Origin of the sequence: Arundinibacter roseus, assembly GCF_004348825.1 — a bacterium.
Classification (GTDB): Bacteria; Bacteroidota; Bacteroidia; order Cytophagales; family Spirosomataceae; genus Arundinibacter; species Arundinibacter roseus.
Genome location: NZ_SMJU01000014.1, coordinates 95,311 through 107,742 on the forward strand (window position 1 = coordinate 95,311; position 12,432 = coordinate 107,742).

The 12,432-nt window shown below is 44.3% G+C and carries 11 protein-coding genes; 6 read left to right on the forward strand and 5 right to left on the reverse strand.

Annotated features, from left to right (window positions below):
- Positions 1-211 precede the first annotated feature (211 nt).
- Positions 212-2,038 carry a sodium:solute symporter family protein gene (locus EZE20_RS19530; RefSeq protein WP_132120868.1) on the reverse strand — a complete coding sequence of 609 codons (1,827 nt, stop codon included), beginning with the start codon at positions 2,036-2,038 and terminating at the stop codon, positions 212-214.
- A 218-nt stretch (positions 2,039-2,256) separates the two neighbouring features.
- On the opposite strand from EZE20_RS19530, the gene EZE20_RS19535 reads away from it, so the two are divergent.
- Entirely contained in the window at positions 2,257-3,546 is a 1,290-nt protein-coding gene (locus EZE20_RS19535) for a type IX secretion system plug protein (protein ID WP_132120870.1), read from the forward strand.
- A gap of 301 nt (positions 3,547-3,847) precedes the next feature.
- The gene (locus tag EZE20_RS19540; protein ID WP_132120872.1) at positions 3,848-4,276 is read left to right on the forward strand and encodes a hypothetical protein; all 429 of its coding nucleotides are present in this window, start codon (positions 3,848-3,850) and stop codon (positions 4,274-4,276) included.
- Between the two features lie 79 nt (positions 4,277-4,355).
- On the opposite strand, the gene ychF is transcribed toward EZE20_RS19540, so the two are convergent.
- Positions 4,356-5,456: a redox-regulated ATPase YchF gene (ychF, locus tag EZE20_RS19545; RefSeq protein WP_132120874.1), complete on the reverse strand. Its 1,101-nt coding sequence runs from the start codon at positions 5,454-5,456 to the stop codon at positions 4,356-4,358.
- 171 nt (positions 5,457-5,627) lie between these two features.
- Positions 5,628-5,948, reverse strand: coding sequence for a DUF3276 family protein (locus EZE20_RS19550; protein ID WP_132120876.1), 321 nt, complete (start codon positions 5,946-5,948; stop codon positions 5,628-5,630).
- A 286-nt stretch (positions 5,949-6,234) separates the two neighbouring features.
- On the opposite strand from EZE20_RS19550, the gene EZE20_RS19555 reads away from it, so the two are divergent.
- The 3 genes from EZE20_RS19555 (at position 6,235) to EZE20_RS19565 (ending at position 8,861) form a co-directional block, all read left to right on the forward strand.
- Positions 6,235-6,681, forward strand: coding sequence for a septal ring lytic transglycosylase RlpA family protein (locus tag EZE20_RS19555; protein WP_132120878.1), 447 nt, complete (start codon positions 6,235-6,237; stop codon positions 6,679-6,681).
- A 62-nt stretch (positions 6,682-6,743) separates the two neighbouring features.
- The gene (locus EZE20_RS19560; RefSeq protein WP_132120880.1) at positions 6,744-7,658 is read left to right on the forward strand and encodes a DUF58 domain-containing protein; all 915 of its coding nucleotides are present in this window, start codon (positions 6,744-6,746) and stop codon (positions 7,656-7,658) included.
- Between the two features lie 57 nt (positions 7,659-7,715).
- Positions 7,716-8,861 carry a hypothetical protein gene (locus EZE20_RS19565; RefSeq protein ID WP_132120882.1) on the forward strand — a complete coding sequence of 382 codons (1,146 nt, stop codon included), beginning with the start codon at positions 7,716-7,718 and terminating at the stop codon, positions 8,859-8,861.
- A gap of 65 nt (positions 8,862-8,926) precedes the next feature.
- On the opposite strand, the gene EZE20_RS19570 is transcribed toward EZE20_RS19565, so the two are convergent.
- Complete coding sequence (locus EZE20_RS19570) at positions 8,927-10,384, reverse strand: thioredoxin-like domain-containing protein (protein ID WP_132120884.1); 1,458 nt, start codon at positions 10,382-10,384, stop codon at positions 8,927-8,929.
- A gap of 72 nt (positions 10,385-10,456) precedes the next feature.
- On the opposite strand from EZE20_RS19570, the gene EZE20_RS19575 reads away from it, so the two are divergent.
- A complete protein-coding gene (locus EZE20_RS19575) occupies positions 10,457-11,233 on the forward strand; it encodes a YdcF family protein (protein ID WP_132120886.1) in 777 nt (258 codons plus the stop codon).
- Positions 11,234-11,280: 47 nt separating this feature from the next.
- Here the strand turns inward: EZE20_RS19575 and pfkA are convergent, their stop codons facing one another.
- Entirely contained in the window at positions 11,281-12,255 is a 975-nt protein-coding gene (pfkA, locus tag EZE20_RS19580; RefSeq protein ID WP_132120888.1) for a 6-phosphofructokinase, read from the reverse strand.
- Positions 12,256-12,432 lie beyond the last annotated feature (177 nt).

Consider the following 12,432-nt stretch of genomic DNA (forward strand, 5'->3'; position numbering starts at 1 on the left):
AACTTATGACAATGGAAAAATCAGATTCAAAAAGCGGAAAAAGTGCAAAATTTGTATTCCGCAAACGTCAGGTGTTCAGTGAAGCGTTCAAACGCGAGAAGGTAGCCCAGTGTGATTGTCATTGCCTAATTGTTAATAACCTAAAAGCTAACAGTTACTTAAAGATGAGTCATTCTGAATAATCGGGATGACTAATCTTTTTGTGTTTAATTCAGGATTCTTTGGGCAGATGATCAAACCAGGTTTTTTTGAGAATAAGCATACAAACCACTGCTACCGCCGCCGCTACGAGCGTGGGAACAACCTGCAAAAGCACGAGGTAAATAGGAAAAATTACGAGGGATGTTTGCCAAATCATGCCAAGAGCTACGTTAAGCAAATCACGGCGAACGTTTTTATTTTCCTCAAAATCAGGATCTTCGGCAACTACCAATTCATGAATTGGTTTCCAGAAGCCCCAGGGCCGCACGTTCCGATAAAAACTTTTGAGCGTATTTACATCCGTATGAGGCGCCGCATACGTCCCTGCTACACATCCTGCAATGGATAGTACTAACAGCAAAGGAAAGGTGTACAGATCCAAAATTCCCGGAAAAAGAAAACGGAAGCACAGCGCCGGAATGAGACCGCACAGCATACCCCAAAAAAAACCACTGCCATTGAATCGCCACCAATACCATTTTAAGACATTGGAAGTTACGTAAGATCCATAAAGCCCCGACACGATCCATTGCAACAGATCGTTTACATCTTTGGCAAATAGTCCTAAAAACATACTGATCAACACCAGCACAATGCCTACAAAATAGCTCATGCGTTGAACCGTCTTATTTTCGGCCTTAGGGCGGAAATATTTCAGGTAAATATCATTGACAATATACGCCTGCGTAGCGTTGAGCGTGCCCGCAAACGTAGACATAAAGGCTGCCAAAAGCCCGGAAAGCAATAAACCCAACCAGCCTGAGGGCACAAACTCATGAATAGCCGATGGCAAAATCTGCTCAAAATCCAGACGCGTTCCAAGCGAAAGATTAAGTCGATCATAAAAAATGAGGGCAAGAACGCCAAAGCCTGCAATCATAAAATACCGAAAAGGCATCAACAGCAAACTCACCGAACCACTCATCAGCGCGGCTTCGCGGGGTGATTTGGCCGACAAAACTTTCTGCATGTCGTAGGTTGGGGCGGGCCCAGCCATGCTTACCAGTATGCCTTTTAAGAGCATCATGGTAAAAAACACACTGAAAAGGCTGTATCCGTCTTCGGTGATTTTTTGGTTGACTTCGCTGTTGATCCGGCTCCAATCCAGATCCAGGTGAAGTCCAAAAAAAGGCGACATCCAGCCGTCGGGCACCACGAGGCCGTGGGCAGCCACCGCCTGCATCGCCAGGCCGCCAATGACTACTCCTGAAAGTGCCATTAATGAAAATTGAATTACATCGGCCCAGACAATACTCACCATTCCGCCCAAAAGGCTGTAAAAAACAGCAAAAAATGTAAAAATCAGACCGTATATGTGCGGCACAAAGCGCTCTGAAACCGTAAAAGGAATATGTGGACTAACGGCTTCCCAGGGAATAAAAATTTGCATAAACTTACCAATCCCGACAAATCCATAGGCTAGAAAACCAACGCCCAGAATAATGGCAAACACCACAATGACCCCGTGCGACAAGGCAGCCCCCCGGCCACTGAATCGCGTGTTGATCCATTCGGCGCCCGTGGTTACGCCCGACCGCCTCAACCAAATGGACAGGAACATCATCATGAAAATCTGATTGAAAACCGGCCACAGCCACGGAATCCAGACACTTTTCAGGCCATACACAAAGAAAAGGGTAACCAGCCACATCGTCCCAGAAATATCAAACATGCCGGAAGCATTCGACAAACCCAACAGATACCACGGCAGCGTGTTGCCTCCCAATAAATAGTTTTTTTTGCCTCCTTCGGCTTGTTTTTTCAGGAGTAGGCCAATGAAAACCATGGTTAGCAGGTACACGACAATGATCGTACTATCAAGCAAGGTTAGTTTCATAGGAAAAAAATCAGTTCAGCTTTATCTGTGAAAATATACCTTGCCTACTGCTTTAAGGATTTATTTTTGATGGAGCAATTTAGAGGTAAAAGGATTATTTTTCTGATTTTACCTCGAAATTAGCTCATGCATGACCCGAAATAACAAAGATATTTTACCAGAAAAACGGTTTGTTCGTTTAGAAGAGAAGCCTTACATTAGATAAATTTCATTTTTTTATGCGAATCTTAATAACCCTGTTCCTGATGTCTGTGTTAGCCGGAAGCTACGCCCGGGCCCAAACTGCGGACATACAGCTTGACGATTATGTGTATAGTGAAGAAATAAAAACAATTTTATTGTATCCCGCCGTAGACGATCCAGAAGATCCGCGCCGGCTGATTGGCCCGCCCGTTATTCCGCTGGAAACAGACCGCCCGCTTGTGATGGAATTTGATGATCTAACGGCTGATTACCGTGGATTTAGAGCCAAACTCATTCACTGCAATGCCGATTGGAGCCGCTCGGTGCTGAACGATATTGAATATACTTATGAATTCAATGATTATCCCATCACCCAATTCAGCCAATCATTCAGCACCAAAGTGCCCTACTACCACTACCGCATGGAGGTGCCTCGGGTCAAACTTTCCGGCAATTATGTCCTGATGGTCTATTCTGAGCGCAACCGTAAGCCTGTGTTTACCCGGCGATTTATGGTATATGAAAATAAGGTCCGGATTACGGCTCAGGCCCGTTTTTCGCAGGGAATCCGCGAGCAACGAACCGATCAGCAAATTGATTTCAGCCTTGACCATAAGGGCTATCAGGTAGTTGCGCCGCAAACCGACCTGAAAGTGGTGATTCGTAAAAACTTCCGTTGGAATCTGACCCGCAGCGGTTTCAAGCCCACGCAGGTGCGTCCGTTTGATCAGGTTCTGGACTATCAGTTTTTTGATCTTGAAAATACCTTCCCCGGCGGAAACGAGTATCGCTACTGGGACAGCCGTACCCTGGCTGCCCGTGGATTTGGGATTTATGAGCTGGACCGTGGTGATGAATCGACCCGACTTATTCTCTCGCCCGATGAGTCGAGGGCGCGGGGAGCGTACATTCAAATGGACGATCTGAACGGGCAATACATTGTAGATCAGCGCGAATCGGGCCGGGGAAGCACCGAAGCCGACTACACACCGGTGGTTTTTACGCTGCGTATTCCCGAAGTTACGGATGCCAAGGTATACGTAAACGGTGGCTTTCTTCTATGGCTGCTGACAGCCGAAAATGAAATGAAATACAATGCCGACATGCAGGCCTATCAGGCGGTGATTTTGGTAAAACAGGGCGTAATAAATTATAATTATACCGTGCTGCCCTCAGGCAAAACTCAGGCCAATGAAAGCTTGATAGAGGGCGATTACGCTGCTACTGAAAATGACTACGATATACTCGTGTATAATCGTCCGCCCGCAGCCCGTGCCGATCATTTGGTTGGGTACAGAACCGTGGAGTGGAACCGCCGACGCTGAATTTCGTACGAGTATACCATTCATTATTTCAGAAATAAAAAAATAATTTCTGCTGAAAATCCGTCCGATTTTTCTCTAATCGGACGGATTTTTTAGTGAATTTCTAAAAAAAGGATTTCAAAAGTGGCAAAAACGATCCAACTGGAATCATTTTTTAGAAAACTACCCTGGCTTGAAGCAAGACGCTTTTCTTGTAATAATAAAATTATTTATACGATTAGTTATGTAATTTTAGTTATAATAGTACATTTACTCCATTATTATAGTCTTTTTATACTATCAATCATCAACGACCCACAACATGCAACCAACGAGCGATTTTCAATACTTAACTCCTAATCTCCTGCTTACACGGCAAGAGACTGATATATTGGACTGTTTGACTGATCATGGTGAAATGCCCGCTGATTTTGACGAAAATCATGTACGTTCCTTTTTTGTGGGAAAAGACTTTCATCTTGTCCTGTATTTTCCCCACACAGAAGATCGAGGTTTTCAAATGTTTGTTGTGCGGGACTTCTCCATACATATGGATGAACTATTTATATTGAAATCTATATTTCAGCGACTTATCCAACAAGGCCACAACGTAGCGATGCTCAAAAAAGCCCACTATCGAGTCGATCATCTAATCCATATGGCCGGTACGTTTCGGGCGCTTATGCATAGTGGAGAGCCCGAGCCCACCGACGACTACCTGCCCGGGAGAGTTCAGGGGTATGATTTTTAAAGTCTAAAATATCTCTCCTTCAAAAAAAGCGCTAAGCAATGGCTCGGCGCTTTTTTTGGCATTCTTATTTAAACAAGCTTTACACGTTAAAGCGAAAATGCATAATATCGCCGTCTTTCACTATATATTCTTTCCCTTCAACGGCCATTTTCCCAGCCTCTTTAACTCCGGCTTCGTTGCGATATTGAACCAAATCGGGAAGCTTAATAACTTCCGCGCGAATAAAACCCTTTTCAAAATCGCTGTGTATCACTCCGGCAGCCTGAGGAGCTTTCCAGCCCCGGCGAATAGTCCATGCACGCACTTCTTTTACGCCGGCAGTAAAGTACGTAATCAATTCCAGCAAGGCATAAGATGCTTTGATCAGCCGGCTCAGCCCCGATTCGGTCAGACCGTACTCGCTCAGAAACAGGGCATGCTCCTCCGGATCCTCGATTTCAGCAATTTGCGATTCGATGGCCGCACACAGCGTAACGACTTCCGCACCTTCGCCTTTCACAGACTCACGTAATTTTTCCGAATATTCGTTTCCGCTAATCATAGACGATTCGTCTACATTGGCTACATAAATCACCGGCTTAATCGTAAGCAATTGCAGGTCTCCAATGGCACCTTCGCGCTCTTCGGCTGTGTAGGTCAGGCTGCGGGCATTTTTGCCGGCTTCAAGCGTTTCTTTATAGTGATTCAGAATAGCCAGGTCAGCTTTGGCGCGGGCATCTCCGGTACGGGCAGATTTCTCCACGCGCTGAATTTTCTTGGCTACCGATTCCAAATCTTTCAGCTGCAACTCAATGTCGATAATTTCTTTATCAAAAACCGGATCCACTTTTCCTTCTACGTGCACCACGTTTTCGTCCTGAAAACACCGGACAACGTGTACGATAGCATCTACTTCCCGAATATTGGCCAGAAATTTATTCCCAAGACCGGCTCCCTGACTAGCACCCTTTACGAGCCCGGCAATGTCCACAAACTCAATGATTGTCGGAATTACTTTCTGTGGATTGATGAGGCCCGTAAGTACATCAATTCGTTCATCGGGCACAGTCACGACGCCAACGTTTGGTTCGATGGTACAAAAAGGATAGTTGGCTGCTTCGGCTTTCCCGCTCGAAATGGCATTAAAAAGGGTGGATTTTCCTACGTTTGGCAATCCTACAATTCCACATTGGAGACTCATGAGGTATGTTTATTTACAATTTTCGATATACTACAATCACTTCTGCAAGACGGAATTAGAGAGCGGTCTGCAAAAATGAGTCGCAAAATTACAATATAGTGCGCTAAAAACTAAAAAGCCTTCGGAAGGATATTCCGAAGGCTGCGATATTTTTATGATTTACGAGTCAATCTACTCCCATTTCAATTCAGTACCACCAATCTCATCCAGCTCATCTGCTTTCACTTCATACTGAGAGAAATCAAAATCCGGCATCAATTCCGTTTTTACGTGATTGACAGATTCCTGAAGCGCATCGATAAATTTATCAAAGTCTTCTTTGTACAAAAACATTTTGTGTTTTTCGTACGTAAACCCATCTCCCTGCGGATGTCTGCGGCTTTCTGTAATTGTAAGGTAGTAATCATTGGAACGAGTCGAGCGAACATCGAAGAAATACGTTCGCTTTCCTGCCCGAACCCGCTTTGAGTAGATTTTCTCTCTGTCTTCCACTAGTTTGTAGCAATTTTGGTTAAATCGAACGCTAAAATAGGAAGTTTATTGCTTGTAACAAAAAGATTTCTTGAGATACTACCATCATATGTTACTCACTAATAACTCTCATGAAATTTATATCATTCAGGAAAAAAATTGTACTAATACAATAATTAATATACAATTGAAAATGCTTTCCGTTATATTTGAGAAAAGTACCCAATCATAGGTCGTCTGATCGCCTGATCTTCTGTATCACTTTCATAGGCAAATCAGGCAGAATTTTTTACTTAAACCCCTGATTATGAGCATTCAAGCATTCTTCATTTTTCTGATCGCCAATTTTTCAAGCCCTTCTGTATCAATAATAAAAGAGCATCTTGGCAAAACCCAAACCGGAATGGCCTCCTATTATGCCTCCAAATTTAATGGACGGAAAACCTATTTTGGTGAAATTTTTAATAATCAGGAACTGACTGCCGCTCATCCATCACTTCCCCACAATACACTCATCGAAGTCACGAATCTTTCCAATAATAAAAAAGTCACCGTCCGTGTTAACGACCGCGGTCCGCATACGCGCAACCGGGTGATTGACCTCAGTAAGTCTGCCGCCCGCGAACTGGGAATGGTGGCAAGTGGTGTGGCCAAAGTCATTGTTCGTGTGGTTGGTGTGGACGGTCTGATGCTGCTTCCTCCTTCACAAGTGTCTCCTGCTGCCGCTCAGGCAGAAGTTTCGCCGAAGGAGTAGATTGACTCCTTCGTTTCCTGTCGTATCTTAGGGCACTTGTTTCGTATTAATTTTTAAGGATTATGAGCAAATTCCCCCTGGATCTAGCCAAAGTAAGAGAATTTGGCAATTTGGATTTTCTTGCCCGGCAGTTGGTAGAAGGCTTTATTACCGGTCTTCACAAATCTCCTTTTCATGGATTTTCGGTGGAATTTGCCGAACATCGGCTTTATAACACCGGCGAAACTACCCGACACATGGACTGGAAAGTTTTTGCCAAGACCGACCGTTTGTTTGTAAAACGCTACGAGGAGGAAACCAACCTACGCTGTCATCTGCTGCTCGACACGTCGTCTTCGATGTATTATCCCGAAGAAACTTACGGCAAAATGACGTTTAGCATTATGGCTGCGGCTAGCCTTGCCCATTTGCTTCAACGCCAGAAAGACGCCGTAAGTTTAGCTACGTTTTCGGATCAGATTGAGATTCAGACGCAGGTAAAATCAACTCCGTCGCATATTCACAAAATTCTGCTGGAACTGGAAGGCCTCCTGCAAAAGCCACGACCGCTACGCAAAACCTCCGTAGCAGAAGTGATTCATTTGCTCGCCGAAAAGATTCATAAACGCTCACTAGTGATTCTGTTTAGCGATATGTTTGATGATCTCGAACACAGCGAACAGCTTTTTTCCGCGCTTCAACACCTGCGACATAATCTGCACGAAGTGTTGCTTTTTCACGTAACCGACCGCCGCACCGAAGAGCAGTTTGCCTTTGAAGATCGTCCGTACGAATTTATTGATCTCGAAACCGGCGAGAAAGTAAAGGTACAGCCTAATCAGGTGCGGGAGCAGTATCAGCAATTTGTGCAGCGTTTTTATCAGGATCTTAAATTAAAATGCGGTCAGTATAAAATTGATTTCATTGAGGCAGACATTGCGCAGGGATTTGACCCTATTCTTACGGCCTATTTAGTGAAGCGTTCGAAAATGAAATGATTTTTTCAGAAATTTGGGCCATTCAACTTAACCATCTTCTCTGTTTGGCTCATGTATATGAAAAAACTTTCCTCTCTCAGTGTATTATGTTTACTGCTACTGACGATACTTGTGTCGTGCAAATCAGCAAAAAAATCCTTACGGCAAGGCGAATATGACGAATCGGTGCTATTGGCTGTTTCGAAAGTAAAAGATAATCCCCGCTCGTCTTCGGCTGATGTTCTGAAAGAAGCCTACGAACTGGCGCTTCAGCAGCATCTAAGTGATTTGCGAAGAAACGAAACTTCTACCGACCTCTTTCGGCAGGAACGCACCGCTGAAATTTATACGCGTCTGAATACACTGTACAATGCGATTCAGGACTGCCCGGCTTGCGGAAGACTTGTATCTGCCCGTAGCTTTTTTAATGAAGAGAATCAGGCACGACAATCGGCAGCCGCTACCCGCTACGAGGCCGGGCAGCAAATACTTGATCAGGGCGGACGGGACAATGCCCGTCAGGCATTTATTCATTTTGAAAAAGCCAATGAAATGGTCAACAATTTTCGGGATGTAAACCGCAAACTTGATGAGGCGTATGCAATCGGCTCTTTTAAAGTTGTGGTGGAGCAAGTATTGGTTTCGTCGCGCACCTACCAATTAAGTAATGAATATTTTCAAAATCAGGTGAACGAGTTTTTACAAACCAATCGCCGCCTGAACAAATTTGTTCGCTTTTATACTCCCGATGAAGCCACGCAAGACAAGGTTCGGCCTGATCATGTGGTGGTTTTACAGTTTGACGATTTTGCAGTTGGCCAAACCTTGGTAGAATCCAAAACAGAGGTAGTCACGAGCAAGGATAGCGTAAAAGTAGGCGAAACGACCGTGGCTGGGAAAAAAGTACCTGTGTTTAACAAAGTAACTGCCAAACTAACGCGCAACCGCAAAACTGTACTTTCCAATGGTTTATTGGATATGCAAATCAAAGATTTTGGCACCAAACGCGTGGTAAATCAGGAAAAATTTACTGGACAATATACGTGGGTCTGTGAGTGGGGAAATTTTAATGGCGATGAACGGGCTTTAACTGCCGATCAAAAACGAATGACGTCTTCCAGAGAATTGATGCCACCACCTCCGCAGCAGCTTTTTATTGAATTTAGCAAGCCTATTTATAATCGGCTCACCACCAAACTTAGAGGATTTTACGAGAATTATTAAGGTATTAGTTCTCATGACAAAAGCCGGAGGTAAACCTCCGGCTTTTGTCATGAGAATGAGATTTTTTACTTCCCTGCTTTTGCTTTGACGGCGGTTGTTGTTTCAGGATGTGTTCTGAGATAAAAGTTAAAAAAATCATCCAATTGCTCCACCGGCATACGGCGGGCAATTATCTTTTTCTTTTTATCGAGCACATAAATCGACGGTGTTGCAAAGACATCAAACTGCGAGCGGTAGTCGGTTCTGAACGTAAAATCGTAGCCGTGTGTGAGCTCTTCGAGTTTATAATCCTGAATATATTTTTTCCAATCCTCTGGGCTTTGGTCTGTGGCAATCGCAAGCACTTTTACGTTCTTGCTTTTATTGGCGTCATAAAATTCCTTCAATTTGGGTGCGGCTTCTTTACAGTGCCCACACGTAGGCGAATAAAAAAACAGCACCGTATAATCAGCATTGATTCCGTAAATACTCACCGGCTTGCGAGTCGGGTCTGAAAGCGCCAAATCAGGCATTATTTTATCGACAAGCATAGGTTTCATGGTCGCTACCCGCTCGCCAATGCGGCGTTTGGCATCGTCGGATACTTCCATTTTCCCGGACAGATAGTATTTTTCAGCCATGTGCACAAATACTCCTTCTGTACCAACAACTTTCGGATTTTCGTATTCGCTGGATACATAGTAAATAATGTAGGAACGCAGTTCTTCATTATCACCAACTTTTGCCACCAATGCATCAACATCTTTATTGATAGAATCCGGCACCTGCACGATTAGGTCTTTGACGTAGCGGTCAAGTTTGGGCTTCAAAAACGGCGCCCGCAGGAGGCGTTCATCGGTCAGGTCAAAGTTGTCCCAAAAATGAGCTTTATAATAATTAAAAACCCAAAGCGAATCTTTCCGGCCATTTGGCAAAGTAGGGGCTTCCGGAATTTCGGGTTCAGCGGAGGCTTTGAGCAGCTTAGCTGTAAAGGTGGTTTTATTTTCTTCAATAAATTTTTTACGATACGCATTAAACTGCTGTTGCGCTTCATTCATTTTCTTTGAAACAAGCGCTGTACTCACATTGTCCGTCTTCAATTTTCTTTCCAGATTGAGCGCTTCCATTTCTTCCATAATGCCCCGAAGCTCTTTTTGATACTCATAAAAAATCCGGTTTTCTTCCGAACCTTTAACAACCATGTTATTGACGATTGTAACGGTATCAGTTGCCAGAGAAAAATCTGTCTCGGTTCCTGAATATACCACTTCGATCCAGCGTTTTTGGCCGGGGAGCAGAATCAGGTACAGCCCACCGGGAAGCGGCTTGGTATCTTCAAAAACCAGCATTCCGTCAGCGTTGGTCTGTGCGGTATCTTTGGCAAGAAACTGTTGATTACTGTAATTATAGTGTCCCAAAATACAGGTTGCGTTTGAAAGCCCGCTCAGTGTAGCCTCAATGCGATACCCCTGCGCACTTGCAGACAATACTGAAATAAAAGCCAATAACACGGTACAAACCGTAGTGCTTATTCCTTTTTTCATATTTTTACTTATTCAATGATTTTCCTGCAAAATTAACTTCAAAACGATAGAATCGTACTTACCTATACCCGAATGTTTTTTTTTCTTTCCAAGACGCTTGATTTTTTCCTGATGCCCATTGGGTTCATTTCGGCCTTGCTTATTTATGCCTATTTTACCAAAAACCGTGCCTATTCGCGTCGGACAATTTTGGGCATAGCGCTGCTTTTGTATGTGTTATGCAATACATTTTTGGTCAATAAAGCCTTACTGTGGTGGGAATTTCCTCCCAAAAGTCAAACGGATTTGCCCGGCGTGTACGACGTAGGCATCGTGCTGACAGGAGGCATGATCAGTATGCCTCAGCATCGGATGGATCATCCGGGACTTGGGGTGCATGCAGATCGTTTTTTTCAGGCTTTTTTATTGTATAAATCGGGCAAAATCAAACGGATTTTAATCAGTGGAGCAGATCATCCACTAATTATGAAAAAAGGTCTGGACGATGCCAATCAGGCAGCGATGGTTTTGGAAAAGTGGGGCGTTCGCCGGCAGGATATTCTGCTGGAAAAAGCATCCCGAAATACGTATCAAAATGCTGTTAATTCGATACAGATTCTACAAAAGCAATTTCCTGCTTCGAGTCGGTATGTACTCATTACTTCCTCTTTTCACCTGCGTCGGGCGTTGGGGTGTTTTCAGAAAGCAGGCTTGCAGCCGGATTTTTACCCGGCTGATGTGTACGGCACCACGCACAATCCAACGCTGAAAGACTATTTCCGTCCCGATCCGGATGTATTTGGGTATGCCCACTTACTGTGGCGGGAATGGGTTGGGTACGTAATTTATAAGATCGTAGGATATTGCTAGCCTTAGCCCAAAACCTACGATTCGGGCTAAGGCTTAGTTGTATGGTATTAAATGCTCAAAATCCGAACCATCCGAAGCAAGTCTTCATTGATGGGTTTGGGCAATCGAATTGTATCTTCAAAAGGAGTATAAACAAGCTCATTATTAATAATCCCGGCCATCACATTTTTTTGTCCGGCCATTAACCCTTCCAGGGCACCAAGGCCAAGGCGACTGGCCAAAATACGGTCCTGCGCAGAAGGTGAACCACCCCGTTGTGTATGGCCGAGGGTTGTTACCCGAATATCTACATCTCCTTCTACCTGTTGCTTGATTTTTTCAGCGATTTGGGCAGCATTTCCTTCTTCATCTCCTTCGGCCACCACTACAATAGACGAAGATTTGGAGCGGCTCCATCCCTGTTGCAGGGTGTCAATAACTTCTGAAATAGGTGTAAGTACTTCCGGTACCATCACCAGCTCTGCCCCACCGGCAATACCCGATTGAATGGCGATATAGCCGGAGTCTCGCCCCATTACTTCAATAAAAAAGATTCGGTCGTGCGAACTCGCCGTGTCCCGAATGCGGTCAATGGCATCAAGCGCTGTGTTTACAGCCGTATCGTAGCCAATCGTGTAGTCGGTTCCGTACAAGTCATTATCAATAGTTCCTGGCGCTCCTACGGTCGGAATGCCATACTCGCGCTGAAAAATCATGGCGCCCGTAAAAGTACCATTTCCACCAATAGCTACGAGCCCTTCGATGCCATGCGCCACGAGATTGTCATAGGCTTTTTTGCGGCCTTCGGGCGTCATAAACTCTTTACTTCTGGCTGATTTGAGGATCGTGCCTCCGCGCTGAACAATATTACTTACTGAATGCGAGGACATTTCAAAAAGCTCCCCGGCAATCATTCCATTATATCCTTTTCTAATTCCGAAAACTTCAATTCCATGATAAACGGCTCCCCGCACTACGGCTCTGATGCAGGCGTTCATACCGGGGGCATCTCCGCCGGAGGTAAATACAGCAATTCTTTTCATGTATGATGATTAAGTTAATACGACTACGAAAAATGAGGGTTATCTTTCAGAAAATTCTATCTTTCGACACATTAGCCGCAAATTTATTCGGTTATTTCTAAAAGTAGATGATTACGTATCGTTTTTTACGATAAAACCTCAACAGTTGCTGAGCGCTTTGTAGTTCAAACATACATC